13 protein-coding genes and 2 pseudogenes are annotated in these 16,463 nt (G+C 75.5%); 5 read left to right on the forward strand and 10 right to left on the reverse strand.

Translation table 11 applies throughout. The annotated features are described in order from the left end of the window. Positions 1 to 228: 228 nt before the first annotated feature. Both HCJ94_RS04930 and HCJ94_RS04935 read right to left on the reverse strand, forming a co-directional pair. Positions 229 to 1,321: pseudogene (locus tag HCJ94_RS04930) on the reverse strand (MFS transporter); the annotation flags it as partial. 32 nt (positions 1,322 to 1,353) lie between these two features. After that, positions 1,354 to 1,668 (reverse strand): MGMT family protein, encoded by a 315-nt coding sequence (locus HCJ94_RS04935; RefSeq protein WP_167999768.1) that lies wholly within the window; start codon positions 1,666 to 1,668, stop codon positions 1,354 to 1,356. 13 nt (positions 1,669 to 1,681) lie between these two features. On the opposite strand from HCJ94_RS04935, the gene proB reads away from it, so the two are divergent. Both proB and HCJ94_RS04945 read left to right on the forward strand, forming a co-directional pair. Then, positions 1,682 to 2,839, forward strand: coding sequence for a glutamate 5-kinase (gene proB / locus HCJ94_RS04940; RefSeq protein WP_167999769.1), 1,158 nt, complete (start codon positions 1,682 to 1,684; stop codon positions 2,837 to 2,839). Between the two features lie 48 nt (positions 2,840 to 2,887). Further along, positions 2,888 to 4,129: a glutamate-5-semialdehyde dehydrogenase gene (locus tag HCJ94_RS04945; protein ID WP_167999770.1), complete on the forward strand. Its 1,242-nt coding sequence runs from the start codon at positions 2,888 to 2,890 to the stop codon at positions 4,127 to 4,129. Positions 4,130 to 4,197: 68 nt separating this feature from the next. Here the strand turns inward: HCJ94_RS04945 and HCJ94_RS04950 are convergent, their stop codons facing one another. From HCJ94_RS04950 to HCJ94_RS04975, 7 genes and pseudogenes are all read right to left on the reverse strand, one after another. Beyond that, entirely contained in the window at positions 4,198 to 5,028 is an 831-nt protein-coding gene (locus HCJ94_RS04950) for a prenyltransferase/squalene oxidase repeat-containing protein (protein ID WP_167999771.1), read from the reverse strand. 111 nt (positions 5,029 to 5,139) lie between these two features. Beyond that, a complete protein-coding gene (gene moeZ / locus HCJ94_RS04955) occupies positions 5,140 to 6,360 on the reverse strand; it encodes an adenylyltransferase/sulfurtransferase MoeZ (protein ID WP_205800689.1) in 1,221 nt (406 codons plus the stop codon). An 82-nt stretch (positions 6,361 to 6,442) separates the two neighbouring features. Then, complete coding sequence (locus HCJ94_RS04960) at positions 6,443 to 7,228, reverse strand: DUF3152 domain-containing protein (RefSeq protein WP_167999773.1); 786 nt, start codon at positions 7,226 to 7,228, stop codon at positions 6,443 to 6,445. Between the two features lie 71 nt (positions 7,229 to 7,299). Beyond that, positions 7,300 to 8,142 carry a DUF3152 domain-containing protein gene (locus HCJ94_RS04965; RefSeq protein ID WP_167999774.1) on the reverse strand — a complete coding sequence of 281 codons (843 nt, stop codon included), beginning with the start codon at positions 8,140 to 8,142 and terminating at the stop codon, positions 7,300 to 7,302. Between the two features lie 323 nt (positions 8,143 to 8,465). Beyond that, positions 8,466 to 8,909, reverse strand: coding sequence for an alpha/beta fold hydrolase (locus HCJ94_RS31375; protein WP_373684193.1), 444 nt, complete (start codon positions 8,907 to 8,909; stop codon positions 8,466 to 8,468). Beyond that, a pseudogene (locus HCJ94_RS31380) lies at positions 8,824 to 9,441 on the reverse strand (alpha/beta fold hydrolase); the annotation flags it as partial. The pseudogene HCJ94_RS31380 and the gene HCJ94_RS31375, both read right to left, overlap by 86 nt. Before the next feature lie 157 nt (positions 9,442 to 9,598). Further along, positions 9,599 to 11,677, reverse strand: a complete 2,079-nt coding sequence (locus HCJ94_RS04975; RefSeq protein ID WP_309227163.1) for a hypothetical protein — start codon at positions 11,675 to 11,677, stop codon at positions 9,599 to 9,601. A gap of 1,015 nt (positions 11,678 to 12,692) precedes the next feature. On the opposite strand from HCJ94_RS04975, the gene HCJ94_RS04980 reads away from it, so the two are divergent. Both HCJ94_RS04980 and HCJ94_RS04985 read left to right on the forward strand, forming a co-directional pair. Next, a complete protein-coding gene (locus HCJ94_RS04980; RefSeq protein ID WP_167999775.1) occupies positions 12,693 to 13,331 on the forward strand; it encodes a TetR/AcrR family transcriptional regulator in 639 nt (212 codons plus the stop codon). Positions 13,332 to 13,395: 64 nt separating this feature from the next. After that, positions 13,396 to 13,623, forward strand: a complete 228-nt coding sequence (locus tag HCJ94_RS04985) for a DUF3107 domain-containing protein (RefSeq protein ID WP_167999776.1) — start codon at positions 13,396 to 13,398, stop codon at positions 13,621 to 13,623. A gap of 81 nt (positions 13,624 to 13,704) precedes the next feature. Here the strand turns inward: HCJ94_RS04985 and HCJ94_RS04990 are convergent, their stop codons facing one another. Further along, entirely contained in the window at positions 13,705 to 14,397 is a 693-nt protein-coding gene (locus HCJ94_RS04990) for a ferritin-like fold-containing protein (protein ID WP_167999777.1), read from the reverse strand. Positions 14,398 to 14,718: 321 nt separating this feature from the next. Between HCJ94_RS04990 and HCJ94_RS04995 the strand changes: the two genes are divergently transcribed. Continuing rightward, positions 14,719 to 16,380, forward strand: a complete 1,662-nt coding sequence (locus tag HCJ94_RS04995) for a DEAD/DEAH box helicase (protein WP_167999778.1) — start codon at positions 14,719 to 14,721, stop codon at positions 16,378 to 16,380. The last annotated feature ends 83 nt before the right edge of the window (positions 16,381 to 16,463 follow it).

Consider the following 16,463-nt stretch of genomic DNA (forward strand, 5'->3'; position numbering starts at 1 on the left):
ACCGGGCAGCGATCGGGGGCTGACGGCGGCCCCCGACCGGACGACCGGCCGGCGGCCGGCGTCAGCAGGTCGGGCGGGATCCGGCCAGCCCTGTCCCTCGGGGGAGATCGCGGGGCCCGGCCGGCGATGCACCCGGGCGCGTTGGGGGCACGGAGTGTCCGGCTCGATGGGCGGCAGCCGGTGCCGGGCCGCGCGGGCAGCGTTCGGCCGGACCGGCGGTCACCAGGAGGGTCGTTGCAGCAGGCCGACGAACTCCACCAGCAGTCGCTCCCGCAGCGCCGGCGCCATGCGTCGAAGGAGGATGCCGAGGCGGGCGCTGTCGGGTTGGGCCGACGCCGCGCCGGTGTCCGAGGAGACGTAGCCGGAGAGCTGCAGCACCAGCCCGAAAATTCCCGGACCGAGCGCCAGGCCGAAGGTCTCCCCCGCGGTCCACAGGCCGGTGAACACGCCCGCCTGCCGCCGGCCGGTGCGCGCCTCGTCGTACGCGACGCAGTCCAGCATGGCGAGGGCGAAGACCTGCTGGCCCGCGTACCCGACGCCGATCAGGGCGACCAGCAGGTAGATGCCGACGGCCGGGAGCACGGGAGCGGCGACCAGGGCCAGCGCGCCGGCGGCGAAGATCAGCGACGCGGCGACCAGCCCGGCGAGCTTGCCGAACCGCCGCCCGACCCGGCTCCACAGGGGCATCACCAGAAGGGCGGTCCCGGAGCAGCGGCGCCACCGCACCGGAGACCAGGATGGCCAGCGCCAGCACCGCGATCCGCCAGGTCATCAGCCGGGTACGTTCGGCGTAGTCGCCGGTCAGCTCGGCCGGCATCGCCACGTACGGGACCTGGAAGAAGGCGAACGCGGTGGCGGTGGCGAGGAAGGCCAGCGCCACGTACAGGCCGGCCGCCGCCCCGGCCCCGAACGGCGCGGCGAAGATGGCGGCGAAGAGCACGCCGAGGGCGAGGCCGGCGCCCAGCAGGTACGGCCGGCGGGCTCCCCACCGGGAGCGGGTGCGGTCGGAGATCCGCCCGGCGACCGGGTTGACCAGCACGTCCCACGCCTTCGGCAGCAGCACGAGCAGGGCGGCCACGCCCGCCGCGACGCCGAGCGTGTCGGTCAGGTACGGCAGCAGGAGCAGCCCAGGCACCGTGCCGAACGCGCCGGTGGCGAGCGAGCCGAGCGCGTACCCGGCGTGCACCCGCCGCGGCAGTACGCCGGCCGGCCCCGGCCCGGCCGCGGTGGCCGGTCCGGCGGTGCCGGCGGGAGCCGGGTCGGCGGTGCCGGCGGACGGGCCGGCGGCGGGCGATCCCGCTCCAGCCGGCGGCGCGTCCATGGCGCCGAATGCTACTTACGTTATGGCGCCGGTCACATCCCCTCTTCCGGGGACCAGCTCGCCGCCCGCATGTCCACGCCGGCGGACCGCAGCGGCGTCCCCTCGGCGAGCAGCCGCGCCCGCGCCTCCCGCTCGTGACCGGGCGGCAGCCGCCCGGACGACGTCACGACCCGGTGCCACGGCACCCCGCCACCGTGTCGCGCCATGATCGACCCGACCAGCCGCGCCGACGACCGGCCCGACCGCTCGGCGAGCGCGTCGGCCACCGCCCCGTACGACATGACCCGGCCGGGCGGGATGCGCTCGACCAGTTCCAGCACCGCCTCGACGTACTCATCCGGTCCCACGACGCGCCACGATATGGGAACGCGCCGCGGCGGCGCGGGACCGACCACGCAGAATGGGCGGGTGCGCGACATGGTGACGACGGCCCGGCGGGTGGTCGTCAAGATCGGATCCTCCTCGTTGACCACCGCCACCGGCGGGCTGGACGACCGGCGGGTCGACACGCTCGTGGACACCCTCGCCACCCTCGCCGGCCAGGGCCGGGAGGTCGTGCTGGTCTCCTCCGGCGCGATCGCCGCCGGCCTCGCCCCGCTCGGGCTGGCCCGCCGCCCGCGCGACCTGGCCACCCAGCAGGCCGCCGCCAGCGTCGGGCAGGGCCTGCTGATCGGGCGGTACGCGACGGCCTTCGCCCGGCACCGGCTCACCGTCGGGCAGGTGCTGCTCACCGTCGACGACGTGACCCGGCGGGCGCACTACCGCAACGCGTACCGGACCCTGCGCAAACTGCTCGACCTGCGCGCGGTGCCGATCGTCAACGAGAACGACACGGTCGCCACCGAGGAGATCCGGTTCGGCGACAACGACCGGCTCGCCGCCCTGGTCGCCGCGCTGGTCGACGCCGACCTGCTGGTTCTGCTCTCCGACGTCGACGCGCTCTGGACCGGCGACCCGACCCGCCCGGGTTCGGCGCGGATCGCCGAGGTGCGTGACGACCGGGACCTGTCCGGGGTGACGATCGGCGGCGCCGGCCGGGCCGGGGTCGGCACCGGCGGCATGGTGACCAAGGTCGAGGCGGCCCGGATCGCCACCGGTTTCGGCATCCCGGTGGTGCTCACCGCCGCCGGCCTGGCCACCGAGGCGCTGGCCGGGGAGCCGGTCGGCACCCTCTTCCACCCCAGCCGGCGGCGACCGGCCGCCCGGCTGTTCTGGCTCGCCCACGCCACCTCGCCCCGGGGGCGGCTGCACCTGGACCCGGGCGCGGTGCAGGCCGTCGTGGGGCGGCGCAAGTCGCTGCTGCCGGCCGGCATCACCGCCGTCGACGGCGCCTTCACCGCCGGCGACCCGGTGGACCTGGTCGACACCGAGGGTGCGCCGGTGGCCCGGGGGCTGGTCAACTACGACGCGGTGGAGCTGCCCGGCCTGCTCGGGCGCTCCACGTCGGAACTCGCCGCGGCGCTCGGCCCGGCGTACGAGCGGGAGGTCGTCCACCGCGACGACCTGGTGCTGTTGTAGGGAGGGGCCACCGATGGGTGGGCCCGTGAACGGATCGAGGAGTGCAGGATGAGCGTCGTCGAGCAGGCGCGGCGGGCCCGGGCGGCGGCGGAGGCCCTCGCGGTCGCCACGCGTACGGTCAAGGACGCCGCGCTTCACGCGATGGCCGACGCGCTGGTGGCGCGTACGCCGGGGATCCTGACCGCGAACGGCGCGGACCTGGCGGCCGGGCGCGAGGCCGGGCTGAGCGCGGCCGTGCTGGACCGGCTCGCCCTCGACGCGGGGCGCGTGGCGGCCATCGCGGAGGCGCTGCGCCAGATGGCCGCGCTGCCGGACCCGGTCGGCGAGGTCGTCCGGGGCTCGACCCTGCCGAACGGCCTGGAGCTGCGGCAGGTCCGGGTGCCGTTCGGGGTGGTCGGGATCATCTACGAGGCACGCCCGAACGTGACCGTCGACGCCGCCGGCATCTGCCTGAAGTCCGGCAACGCGGCGCTGCTGCGCGGCTCCTCCTCCGCCATGCACTCGAACGCCGCGCTGGTCGCGGTGCTGCGGGACGCGGTGGCCGGCGCCGGCCTGCCGGCGGACGCGGTGCAGCTCCTCGACGCCACCTCCCGCGACTCGGTCAAGGAGCTGATGCGCGCCCGGGGCCTGGTCGACGTGCTGATCCCGCGTGGCGGCGCGTCGCTGATCCGCACGGTGGTCGAGGAGTCGACCGTGCCGGTGATCGAGACCGGCGTGGGCAACTGCCACGTCTACGTGGACGCCGCGGCGGACGTGTCGAAGGCCGTGGCGATCACGCTGAACGCCAAGACGCAGCGCCTCTCCACCTGCAACACGGCCGAGTCCCTGCTGGTGCACGCCGACGTCGCCGAGGCCTTCCTGCCGCCGATGCTGGCCGCGTTCGCCGAGGCCGGGGTGACCGTGCACGGCGACGGCCGGGTGGCCGCTCTCTCCGACGCGGTGGTGCCGGCCACCGACGAGGACTTCGCCACCGAGTACCTGTCGGCGGACATCTCCGTCGCCGTCGTCGACTCGCTGGACGCGGCGGTCGCGCACATCCGGCGGTACGGCACCGGGCACACCGAGGCGATCGTCACCGACTCGCAGGCGGCGGCGCGGGAGTTCGTGGCCCGGGTGGACGCGGCGGCCGTGATGGTGAACGCGTCCACGCGCTTCACGGACGGCGGCGAGTTCGGCTTCGGCGCGGAGATCGGCATCTCCACGCAGAAGCTGCACGCGCGCGGCCCGATGGGGCTGCCGGAGCTGACCAGCACGAAGTACGTGGTCACCGGGGACGGTCACCTGCGCTGAGGGGTGCGGGTCCGTCCCGACACGCCCGGCGCATGACGGGCGCGCCCGTCATGCGTGGGGCGCGTCCGTCAGCGGCAGGCGCGGATCGCCGTCAGGGTCGCGTGCACGTCGAACTGGTGCCCGTCGTCGCTCTCCCAGCCGCCGTCGCTGCGCTGCGTCTCGGCCAGCCGGCGGCGGGCCCGCACCAGGATCCAGTCCTGGTCGTCGACGCCGACCCGGCGCAGGGACGCGGCCAGCCAGGCGACGTTGGCCGGGGACATGTCGGCGATCCGCTCGGCGAGCGCCACCTGGATGCGGGCGGACTCCTGGAACATCTCCTGCCGGAACAGCACGCCCGCGCTCAGCCAGCCGGCGGCGAGGAAGGACGGCCAGCTGCCGTCCGGGTTGAGTCGCGCGACCAGCGACAACGCGGCGGCGTGCACGACACCCGCGTACACCCCGCCGACCCGGTGGTCCAGCGGCCCGGCGGCCCGCGCGTCCAGCCCGGCGACGGTCAGCCAGAACGCGGCGTTGGCCGTCAGGTAGAACCCCGCCTCCGGGTCGCCCGGCCGGGCCCACTCCGGGGCGGTGTCGGCCAGCGCGGCGTCCTCCTCCCAGCCGCCGTCGGGCAACTGGCGGAACGCGAGCCAGTCCAGCGCCCGCCGGGCCGCCGGCCGGTCGATCGCGCCCAGGTCGTCCAGCTCCGCGAGCCGGAAGCAGGTGGCGTCGACGGACGGCACCTTGCCCTCGAGGTACGCGGGCCAGCCGCCGTCCGGCAGCTGGCCGCCCTCGACCACGTCGAGCACGTCCGGGCCGGGCGGGGTGCCGGTGCGCAGCCGGGAGAGCCGGGCACGGTCCACCACGTCCCCGTGCGCCACCACGAAGCCGATCGCGGCGTCGATATCCACCACGGCGGACACGCTACCTGTGCAAACGTGACTCCGCCTCGGTGAATCGGCTAGCCGACGCCACTGCTTGTCCGAGGTAAAGTAGTGGCCCCTCCTCGTCGAGAAGGGGCCACCAAGTCGCCGTCAGTACGCGGGCAGTGACGGGTCGATCTGCTTGATCCAGGAGAGGACGCCGCCCTGGACGTGCACCGCGTCCTTGAAGCCGGCCGCCTTCAGGGCGGCGAGCGCCTCCGCGGAGCGGACACCGGACTTGCAGTGCAGCACGATCTGCTTGTCCTGCGGGAAGTTGGCCAGCGCCTCGCCGGAGATGATCTCGCCCTTGGGGATCAGCCGGGCACCGGGGATCCGCACGATCTCGTACTCGGCCGGCTCCCGGACGTCGACCAGGAACACGTCCTTGCCGGCGTCCTGCCATTCCTTGAGCTCCAGGGCGGTGATGGTCGAGTCGACCACCGCCTCCTGCGCCTCGACCGACACCGCGCCGCAGAAGTCCTCGTAGTCCTCCAGCAGGTCAGTGACCGTCGGGTTCTCGCCGCACAGAACGCAGTTCGGGTCCTTCCGGACCTTGATCTTGCGGTAGGTCATCTCCAGGGCGTCGTACACCATCAGCCGACCGACCAGCGGCTCGCCGATGCCGGCGAGCAGCTTGATCGCCTCGTTGACCTGGATCGAGCCGATGGACGCGCACAGCACGCCGAGCACGCCGCCCTCGGCGCAGGACGGGACCATGCCGGGCGGCGGGGGCTCCGGGTAGAGGCAGCGGTAGCAGGGGCCGTGCTCGGCCCAGAACACCGACGCCTGGCCGTCGAACCGGTAGATCGACCCCCACACGTACGGCTTGCCGAGCAGCACCGCGGCGTCGTTGACCATGTACCGGGTGGCGAAGTTGTCGGTGCCGTCGACGATCAGGTCGTACTGGGCGAAGATCTCGCGGACGTTGTCCCGGTCCAGCGCGGTGTTGTGGATCTCCACGTTGACCAGCGGGTTGATCTCGCGGATGGAGGCCGCGGCCGACTCGGCCTTGGAGCGGCCGACGTCCGAGACGCCGTGGATGATCTGGCGCTGGAGGTTGGACTCGTCGACGGTGTCGAAGTCGATGATGCCGAGCGTCCCGACCCCGGCGGCGGCCAGGTACATCAGGGCCGGAGAGCCGAGACCACCGGCGCCGACACAGAGCACCCGGGCGTTCTTCAGCCGCTTCTGACCCTCGACGCCGACGTCCGGAATGATCAGGTGGCGGGAGTAGCGGCGGATCTCGTCAACGGTCAGCTCGGCGGCGGGCTCGACGAGCGGGGGCAACGACACGGTGGACTCCCCGGGATCGGCGGTGGCGAACCGGGCCATTGTCGCTCGCCGGGCGGCCGGTCGGCCATGAGGAGCGACACTCGTCCGCACTGCGGGAGCGGGAATAAGTGCGGGAGCAAGCTCAGGTACCGGGAACCAGCTCGCCGGCGTACCGCCGCCCGTCCAGGTACAGCCAGGGGTTGGCGACGCAGCCGTCCAGCCCGTACGTCTGCTGCTGCATGACCGGCGCGGGCGATCCGGGGCCCGGGCAGTCCTCGTGCCACTCCCCGAACTCGTGCCCGACCTCGTGGTTGATCACGTAGCTGCGGTACACGGCGAGCGGCGCCCCGTAGTCGGGCACCCCCTCCATCCAGCGGGCCAGGTTGATGATCACCTGGCCGGGCAGGCGGCAGGAGGTGTAGCCCTCGGTGCTGAGACCGCCCTCGGCGCACATCCGCTCCGACGTCTCCGGGGTGGCGAGGTAGACGGTGAAGTCGGCGAGGTCCGCGTCCTCGACCCGCTGCACGCGCAGCTCCCCCGAGCCGATCCAGCTGCGGGAGTCGCCGAGCACCCCGTCGACCGTCGCGGCGAAGGCGCCGGCGTCCTGGCCGATGTCGCGCTCCACGGCCACCCGGTAGCGGCGCAGCGGCCCGTCGCCGCCCCGGACGTCGGTGCCGCCGGTCGCGGTGACGAAGCTGCCCGCTCCGGTGCGCGGGTAGCCGCCGGGCTGCGGCCGCTCGGCGGCCCCGTACGAGGTGCGGTCGGGCGCTGTGCCCGCCGGCCGTTCGGCGGCCTGCACCAGCGCCACCGATGCCGCCGCGGCGAGCAGGAGGACCAGGCCGAGCCACCGGGCACGGCGGCGCCTGCGGACGCCGCTCGGCCGCCGTGGCGGGCGGGCGGACGGGCCGGGAGGGGACGGCGTGGCCATGCCGCCAGCGTCTCAGAACAATCGGGCAATACCCCGCAACTGCTGGCTAAACACCCCCGGAGCGGTCGACCTCAGACCGGCGGGCCGGTGTACCGCCGCCCGTCGACGTACGGCCAGGGATTGGCGACGCAGCCGTCGAGGAAGAGCGTCTGCTGCATCATCACCGGCGCCGGCCGGCCCCGACCAGGGCAGCGCTCGTGCCGGTTGCCCAACTGGTGCCCGACCTCGTGGTTGACGACGTACAGCCGGTAGACCGACAGCGGCACCTTCATCGCGACGAAGTGCGGGACGGACAGCCGCCACCGGTCCAGGTTGATGATGACCTTGCCGGGCGCCCGGCAGGACGTGTACGGGCGGCCGCCGATCCGGATGTCGACCCCACCCGCGAGGCACATCCGGCCGGCCGTCTGCGCGGTGACCAGGTAGACCGTGAAGTCGGCGGCGGCGTCGCCGGGCACCTGCTGCAACCGCAGCCGACCACCGTCGACCCAGCTCCCCGTCCCGCCGAGCGCCTCCTCGACGGTCGCGCCGAACTCGGCCGCGTCCTCCTGCGCCCCGTTCTCCACGGCGACCCGGTACCGGCGCAGCGTGCCCGCCTCGCCGAGCAGCGGCCCGAGGCGGTCGTCGTACCCGAAGGTGCCCCGCCCGGCCGACGGCACCGGCCCCGCGATCTGGAACACCGGGGTCGCCGGTGGCTCCGCCGCCACTGTCGCCGGGGACGGGCTGGGTGCGGCCGACGTGGGCGCCGACGTCGGCGCGGTGACCGGGGTCGGCGCGGTGACCGGGGTCGGCGCGGTGACCGGGGTCGGCGCGGTGACCGGGGTCGGCGCGGTGACGACCTCCGCGCCGACGTCGACACCGCGCTGGTCGACGACCACCGCCACCGCCGCGACGACCGCCAGCACGAGAGCCATCGCCTCCATCACACGCCGGGTCCGCCTGCTCCGGCGACGGTGCCGGCCCCGGACCTCGCCAGCGGGCGGGCGGGACGGCGTACGGCCTCCGGACCCCGCCGCCGCGGCCGCGGCACGACCACCGGAGCGCTGGGCGGGCGGGTACCCGCCTGCCCGGCCACCAGCCGGCGGAGGCACCCGGCTCCCAGCGGGTGCGGTCGCCCGACCGCCGTTCGGCGCAGGGGCCGGCACGGCGGCCCGGCCGCCCCGGGTGCCCGGCGGGACGGCGGGGGTACGAGGGTGCATCGAGGAGCTGGCGATGCTACGTGCGGAGGGCATCCCGCTCAGCCTGCCATGTCGGGTCGCTTCGCGGAGTCCCCAGTTTCGGCGAGCAGCGGCAGGACAGCGCGGGCGACCAGGCGCGGCACCTCGAGCTGGGCGACGTGCCCCACGCCGTCCAGCATGAGCAGCCGGCTGTCCGGGATGGCCCGCGCCGCCTGCGGCGCCACCCGCACGTCCACCAGGCGGTCGTGCCGGCCGCCGATGACGAGCGTCGGCGCCTGGACCATGTTGGCCAGCCGCCACATCGAGCCGGAGCCGGGCAGGTACGACCGCAGGAAGCAGGAGACCAGCCCCCGGAACGTCCGGACGTACGCGGCGGCGTAGTGCGCGGCCTCGTAGCGGACCCGGATCTCCTCCAGCGCCTCCCGGCGGCGCTGCTCGCTGATCCGGCTCACGTCGGCGACGCACGCCTCGATCACCTGCTGCGCCATCACCTCGGGCGCCATCTGCGCCAGCCGCCAGGCGGCCAGCCGTTCGCCCCGGGGGATCGCCACGCAGCGGCAGCATCCGACCCTGCAACGACCGCCGGAAGTCGAGGAACGGCAGGGCGGGCGAGATCAGGGTCAGGGTCCGGACCAGGTCCGGGCGCACCGCCGCCACCTGCACCGAGATCGCGCCGCCCAGCGAGTTGCCGAACAGGTGCACCGGGCCACGGCCAGAGTGCTCGATCCAGCGGATCACCCGCTGCGCGAACGAGGGGACCGTGTAGCGGCGGCCCGGCTCGCTGCGGCCGAAGCCGGGCAGGTCGATGGCCTGCCCGTCCAGCCGGTCGGCGAGCAGGCCGGCCAGGTCGGTCCAGTTCTGCGACGAGCCGCCGAGCCCGTGCACGTACAGCGCCGGCTCCGCGCCGGGCGCGGTCGCCGGGGTCTCCCGGACGTACGTGACGATGCCGTCGAGGCGTACCTCCCGACCGGGCCAGGGGGGTGGGACGGAGTGCTCGGGAAGCAGGTCATCCGGCCAGAGGGTGGCGCGCTTCATCGCTCCAGTCTGCCCGTGGTGGCGGCGACCGGCAGCGCATCCGACGGCGCCCGGCCCTTGGCGACCGGGCGATGGCCGTGCACCCGCTCGCTGTGCCACCAGCTCTCGACGAGGACCACCGGCAGGTACCCGCCACCGGCATACCCGCCGGCGGCGGTCAGGCGAGCAGCGCCTCGAGGCGTCGGTTCACCGCGGCCAGGGTCGCCCGGACGACGGCCTGGCGCGGGTCGCCGGCGACCAGCGCGGAGCCGGCTAGCTGCTCGACCCAGCCGTCGCAGACGAGCAGGACCACCACCATGGCCACCTCGCAGTTGCCGAACGGCACCACGGCCGCGTGCTCGACGAAGCAGCGTCCCCGGCCCGACTCCGGTCCGGACGCGCGCAGCAGCTCGTCGACCGCGGCGGCGGCGGCCACCGCGCACAGGCGCAGCACGTACCCGTCGACGGCCGGGCCGGTCGCGTACCCGGCCGCGGGCGCGCCGGCCGCCGTCAGCCGAACCTCCACCGTGGCGTCGAGCCCGAACGTGCTGACCTGCACGTGGTCGATCACCACCCGCGGGCCCGGCTGGCCGCCGGTGTCGAGCGGGCGGGACGGTGCCGCCTCCGTCGTGGTGACCTGGCCCCCGGTGTACGACGTGCCGGCCGTCGCCGGGCTGCCGGTGGGCGGCGCGGCGACCGAACCCGGCTCGTCGACGGTGGCCCGGCCCCGGTGCGGTCCGCCGGACTGCCGGCGCCGCCGCGGGGTCTCCGGCAGGGCCGCCTCCGGCCGCTCGGAGCGGGACGGCAGGCCGTCCCGCCCGGCCGGCGGGCGGGGCACCCGGGACTCGGCGGGCCGGGACTCGGCGCCGGGCCGCTCGGCGGACCGCCGGCGGACCGGAGGTGCCGGCTCGGCGGGCACACCGGGCACGTTCTGCGGGGCGGCGGCGAGGCCCATCCGCTCCTGGAGGAGCCGGGCGACCTGCCGGCTCACCTCGGCGGCGTCGGCACCGTCGGCGAGGTCGAGCCGGAGGCTGTGCGCGCCGGCCTGGGTACGGCGCAACTCGGCGTCCCGGACGCCCGCCACCCCGCGCACGGCGTCGAGGATGGCGTCCACGTCGAAGCCCTCGGGGCGGTCACGCAAGGGGGCCGGTTCGTCGTCGCGGCGGAGATGGGTGGCGATGCGGGCAAGTTCCGGGGTCTCGGCGGGTGGCTCCACGGCTGGCGGCTCCGGCACGACGGGCACGTCCGGCTCGGCGGGGACGCGCTGCGGCAACACCGCCGACGCAGGGTCCGGCAGCCGGTCGTTGCCGACCGGCCCGGTCGTCGGTGCCGGTTCCGGGGCGGATCGGCGGGCCGCGTAGGGGGGTGCGCTCGTCGGGGCGGGCGCGGTGGGGATGCGGTCGCGACCGCCGGCGCCGCTCGTGGCGGGCGCGGCGGCGGGACCGCTCGTGGTGGGACCGGCGGCCGTCGGTCCGGTGGCGGGTGGGTCCGCCGGGGCGGAAGGCTCCGGGCGGAGGCGGAACGGCCGGCGGCTCTCCAGCGAGGCGTCGTCCTTGTCGGGTGTGGCCGCGGCCGCGGCGGGGGGCGCGCTGGCCGGCCGCTCCGGCGCCCAGGCGGACCGGTCGGCCGGCGGGACCGGGGAGGTCGCCGGCGCCCGGTCGGCGGGTGGCTCGTACATCGGCCGGATGCCGGGGGCGCGGCCCGACTCGGCGGGCGGGGGATACGCGTCGGCACGTACCGGCTCGTACGGGCGCTGCGGCTCGACCGCCCAGGCGGGGCGCTCGTCGCGCGCGCGGCGGCCGGTGGCGGGCTCCGCGTCGCGGGCCTCGGGTTCCGGGCGGGCCCGGCGGCCGGACGCCTCCGGACCCGAGCGGAACGGCACTGGCTCCGCCTCGTCCCGAGCCCGGCGGCCGGACGTCTCGGGACCGGACGACACCGGCTCGGCCTCGTCCCGGACCCGGCGCCCGGACGGCTCCCACCGGTCACCCGGCTCGTCACGGCCGGCCTGCTCGGAGCCGTCGCGCGCCCCGCGACCGGGCGCCTCCGGCTCCACCCGCGCCCACGGGGGCGCCCACTCGTTCCCCCAGCTCGGCCGGTTCCAGCTCGGACCGGACCAGTCCGGCTCGGGGAGCGGTGCGCGGCGGTCCACCACCGGGGCCGATCCCGGCTCCGCCGGGCGGGCCGGCGCACCGGACGGTGAGCCGGTCGGACCCCTGTCGGCGTCGTCGGCACCGAGCGCACGGTCGATCCCGGACACCCGGTCGCCGGACTCCCAGCGGGCGCGCGGGCGGTCGGCGTCGTACGCCGGGTCGCCGTCACCGGCCGGCCCCTCGGCCGCGGCGCGGCTCGCCGCGGCCTCACCGAACGCGCGGTCACCGGCGGGCGGCCGTTCGGTGCGGTCGCCGGCCCGGGGCTCGGTCGGCGGCGGGAACGCGCGCGGGTCGCGCGGCGCCGGCTCGGGCGGGTACGACGGCTCCCAGGTGCGCGGCTCGTCGCGGGCGGACGGCGGCTCCGGCGACCGGTCGGCCGTCGGCGCGTGGAGGCCGGGCGGCACCTCGAAACCGCTCGCGGCCGTGCCGACCGGCGGGACCTGCACGGCCGGCGGCGCCGACGTCGGCAGCCCGGGCTCGGCCCACCGGGACGCGCGCGTGACCGGCGGCTCCTCGGAGGCGTGCCGCGCCGGACCGGCCTCCGGCTCGGCCGGCCCGGAGGGCTGCTCGAGGGCGGGCGCGGGACGCGGGGCGGGCACCACCAGGCGGTCACCACCGTCGGTGTCGCGGCGCGGCTCACCGGAGAGGCCGGGCGGGGCGCTCACGGGGGACTGGCGGGCGGGCGGCGCCTGGGCGGGGGCGTGCGGGAAGCCGTTGACCCGATGGCCGTTGACGTGCGGTCGCGACTCGGCGCCGGACGCGCCGGGCACCGGGGCGGGCAGGTCACCGTGACGTGGGGAGGAGGTGGCCCAGCCGGGGGTCGGGTCGGACCGCCGCCAGGACGCTGCCGGCTCCGGGGGCCAACCGGCCGCCGGGGGCACCCATCCGCCGCCGGAGCGGGAATGATCCTCCTGTGGACCGGTCCCGTCGCCGTGCTCTCCCGGGGTGGCGGCACCGGGTTGCCCTGCTTCACTCACCGCGCGCTCCTTGGTCGCCCCCGCTGAGGCTACCGTGTGGTGACAGTGGCGATAAGTTACAGCGGCGGGCCAATTCCGCGACGGACGAACAGCCCTGACCGGTTCGGGTGAAATGCCGGCTCGTACGAAGAACTCGGAGGTTCCCATGACCGCTGTGGGGAACGGTGCACAGACCGCCGGCCGGCCCACCCGCCTGCCCCGTTCCGCGCGCCGCAAGCAGCTGCTCGCCGCGGCTCAGGAGGTGTTCGTCGCGCAGGGCTACCACGCTGCCGCGATGGACGACATCGCCGAGCGCGCGGGGGTCTCCAAGCCGGTGCTGTACCAGCACTTCCCCGGCAAGATGGAGCTCTACCTGGCGCTGCTCGACACGCACTGCGACGCCATCGTGGCGAAGGTGCAGGACGCGATGCGCGGTACGACCTCCAACAAGGAGCGGGTCAGTGCCTCGGTTCGCGCCTACTTCGACTTCGTCGACCACGAGAGCGAGGCCTTCCGCCTCGTCTTCGAGTCGGACCTGCGCAACGACCCGGCCGTACGCCAGCGGGTCGAGCGGGTCGAGCAGGGCTGCATCGCGGCCATCACCGACACGATCATCTCGGACACCGGCGTGAGCCGGGCGCACGCGGAGCTGCTCGCGTCCGGGCTGGTCGGTGCGGCCGAGACCGCCGCGCAGTTCTGGCTGGCCAGCGGCCGGCAGGTGCCCAAGGCGGAGGCCGAGGCCCTGGTGGCCGCGCTCTCCTGGCGGGGCATCGCCAGCTTCCCGCTGCAAGGTGAGTCAGCCTGACCGCCAGCCCGGTGATCGGATAGCCTTCGCAGGGCGGCATATTCGCCCCAGTTGAGGAGGCACAGTGGAGGTCAAGATCGGCGTGCAGTACGCGCCGCGCGAGCTGGTTCTGGAGAGCGCGCAGTCGCCGGCCGAGATCGAGCAGATCGTGACCGACGCCATCGCCGGCAACGCCGGCACGCTCTCCCTCACCGACGAGAAGGGCCGGCGGGTCATCGTGCCGGTCGACAAGGTCGCCTACGTGGAGATCGCCGAGGCGTCCCCCCGGGCGGTCGGGTTCACCGTCCGCTGAGCCGCGGCGCACCCAGACGCACCTCCGACCATTCGGCCCGACGCCGCGGCAGGTGCCCGTCACCTGCCGCGGCGTCCCCGGTCAGTTGTTGAGGCCGACGGCCGCCATCCGGGCGGTGTGGGCGGCGGTCAACCTGCGGAACAGGCCCGGCACGTCCACCTGCTCCCCCCGCGCGATGAGCGCGGTCAACGCGCCCCGGTCGGCGGACGCGACCCGGCCGGCCTGCGACAGCGCCTCGCCGACCAGCCGGCGCGCCCACATGGACAGCCGGTTGGCCACCCGGGGGTCGGCCTCGATGGCCGCCCGGATCTCGGCGGCGGCGAACTCCGCGTAGCGCGACTCGTGCAGCACCTCCAGCACGAGTCCCCGGTCCGGCTCGGCCAGCACGTCGGCGATCTCCCGGATGAAGTCGTCGGTGATGGCGTCCCCGACGTACGCCTTCGTCACCGCCTCGGCCCAGTCCTTCGGCTCGGTGGAGTCGTGGTACGCCTGCAACGGCTCCACGTAGACCTCCATCGCGTCGTCGGGCAGGACGCCCAGTTCCCCGAGCCGGTCGGCGAGCCGCCGGTAGTTGCGGATCTCCGCGGCGGCCATCTCGCCCAGCGCCGCCCGCCGGGGCAGGTCGGGGGCCAGCCGGGCGTCGGCGGCCATCCGCTCGAAGGCGAGCAGCTCACCGAAGGCCACCAGGCCGAGCAGGTCGACGAGCGCGGAATCGGCCACGGCGGCGTCGGTCGGGGCGGAATCGGTTGACGTGGGATCGCTTGGGGCGGACACCAGCGCAGGGTACCGTCCGGCAGCGAAATCGCCTCGCTGTGAACGCCGTCACACCTGTCCGTTTCCGGGTAGGGCACCCTGACCAGGACGGCGTACGGCACCCCGACCAGGAATCAGAACGGGGTCGGACCTGTTCAGGTAGACTGGAGCAGTTGCCGTGGGCGCCGACCGACGTTTGATCTGGTCGCAGCCGGTCCCACGGCGCGCGTGCGGCCCGGTCCCGCGCGGCAGATCCGCCGCCGACCGTGTGGCCCGCGCCATACCGTCCGCGCCCTGAGGACTCAACGGGGCGCACCCACGAGAGGGCACCCCCAAATCCACATGAGCGAGCTGACGCAAGAACTGATGGACGGCCACGAGCTGGCCCCCACCGCCCCGGTACGACCGGAGGCACCCACGTTCGCCGAGCTCGGCGCCCGGCGGGAGACCGTCGAGGCGCTGACCGCGGCCGGCATCACCCGCGCCTTCGCCATCCAGGAGTACGCGCTGCCGATCGCGCTGCGCGGCACCGACCTGATCGGCCAGGCGCCCACCGGCACCGGCAAGACGCTCGGTTTCGGCATCCCGCTGCTGGAGCGGGTCTTCGCCCCGTCCGAGGGCGGTGACGGCCAGCCGCAGGCGCTCGTCGTCGTCCCCACCCGTGAGCTGGGCATCCAGGTCGCCAAGGACCTCCAGGCCGCGGGCAGCACCCGGGGCGTCCGCGTCCTGCCGATCTACGGCGGTGTCGCGTACGAGCCGCAGATCGAGGCGCTCCGCAAGGGCGTCGAGATCCTGGTCGGCACCCCCGGCCGGCTGCTCGACCTGGCCAAGCAGAAGCACCTGCGCCTCGACCGGGTCCACGCGCTCGTCCTCGACGAGGCCGACCGCATGCTCGACCTGGGCTTCCTCGACGACGTCGAGAAGATCCTGGCGATGCTTCCGGAGGACCGGCAGACGATGCTGTTCTCGGCCACCATGCCGGACCCGATCGTCGCGCTGTCGCGGCGCTTCCTGCGCCGTCCGGTGACGATCCACGCCGGGCACACCGCCGAGACCGGCCCGTCGCCGCAGACCAAGCAGCTGGCGTACCGCACCCACTCGATGAACAAGGTCGAGATCGTGGCGCGGATCCTCCAGGCCGAGGGACGCGGGCTCACCATGATCTTCACCCGGACGAAGCGGGCCGCCGACCGGGTCGCGGAGGACCTCGACTTCCGGGGCTTCGCCGTGGCCGCTGTGCACGGCGACCTCGGACAGGGCGCCCGCGAGCGGGCGCTGCGGGCGTTCCGCGCCGGCAAGATCGACACCCTGGTCGCCACCGACGTCGCCGCGCGCGGCATCGACGTCTCCGGCGTCACCCACGTCATCAACTACGACTGCCCCGAGGACCAGGACACCTACACCCACCGGATCGGTCGCACCGGCCGGGCCGGGGCGACCGGCGTCGCGGTGACCTTCGTCGACTGGGACGACATGCCCCGCTGGCGGATCATCGACAAGACGCTCGGCCTGGACATGGCGGAGCCGCCGGAGACGTACCACACGTCCCCGCACATCTACACCGACCTGGGCATCTCCACCGAGGTCACCGGCACCCTGCCGACCGCCGAGCGCACCCGCGCCGGGCTTTCCGCCGAGGTCGAGGAGGACCTCGGCGGCCGGTCCCGCCGGGGCGACGCCCGGGGCTCGCGGCGTGGCGAGGGCCGGGGGCGGGAGCGCCGGGGCAGCCGGGGCGGGGAGGCGGCCGCCGCGTCGACGACGGACGCGCCGACCGACGCCGCCGAGGACGGCGAGGAGCGCAGCCCGCGCCGCCGCCGGCGCCGCCGGGCCGGCGAGGTGGTCGCGGGCGAGCCGACCGCGGTGATCTCCGCCGAGGGCGGCACCGAGCTGGCGGCGGCCATCGCCGCCGAGGGCACGGCGTCGCCGAAGCCGCGCCGCCGCCGGCGCCGTCGTGGTGGCGGTGGTTCCGGCGCGGGTACGCCGGCCGAGGCGACCGCCGACTGACACACGCGCACATCCCACGTCCCCCGTCTCCTTAGGGAGCGGGGGACGTCGCGCGCTCAGGAAGACACGGGCCGCACCGTCGA

This window comes from Micromonospora thermarum (genome assembly GCF_012034245.1).
Taxonomy (GTDB): domain Bacteria; phylum Actinomycetota; class Actinomycetes; order Mycobacteriales; family Micromonosporaceae; genus Micromonospora; species Micromonospora thermarum.

Excerpts from the sequence above, each read along its gene's own strand:
- HCJ94_RS04960 (WP_167999773.1), bottom strand. The coding sequence starts at position 7,228 with ATGGCCACGCCGTCCCCTCCCGGCCCGTCCGCCCGCCCGCCACGGCGG.
- proB (WP_167999769.1), top strand. The coding sequence starts at position 1,682 with ATGGGAACGCGCCGCGGCGGCGCGGGACCGACCACGCAGAATGGGCGG.
- HCJ94_RS31375 (WP_373684193.1), bottom strand. The coding sequence starts at position 8,909 with ATGGCGCCCGAGGTGATGGCGCAGCAGGTGATCGAGGCGTGCGTCGCC.
- HCJ94_RS04945 (WP_167999770.1), top strand. The coding sequence starts at position 2,888 with ATGAGCGTCGTCGAGCAGGCGCGGCGGGCCCGGGCGGCGGCGGAGGCC.
- HCJ94_RS04965 (WP_167999774.1), bottom strand. The coding sequence starts at position 8,142 with ATGGCTCTCGTGCTGGCGGTCGTCGCGGCGGTGGCGGTGGTCGTCGAC.
- HCJ94_RS04980 (WP_167999775.1), top strand. The coding sequence starts at position 12,693 with ATGACCGCTGTGGGGAACGGTGCACAGACCGCCGGCCGGCCCACCCGC.
- moeZ (WP_205800689.1), bottom strand. The coding sequence starts at position 6,360 with ATGGCCCGGTTCGCCACCGCCGATCCCGGGGAGTCCACCGTGTCGTTG.
- HCJ94_RS04995 (WP_167999778.1), top strand. The coding sequence starts at position 14,719 with ATGAGCGAGCTGACGCAAGAACTGATGGACGGCCACGAGCTGGCCCCC.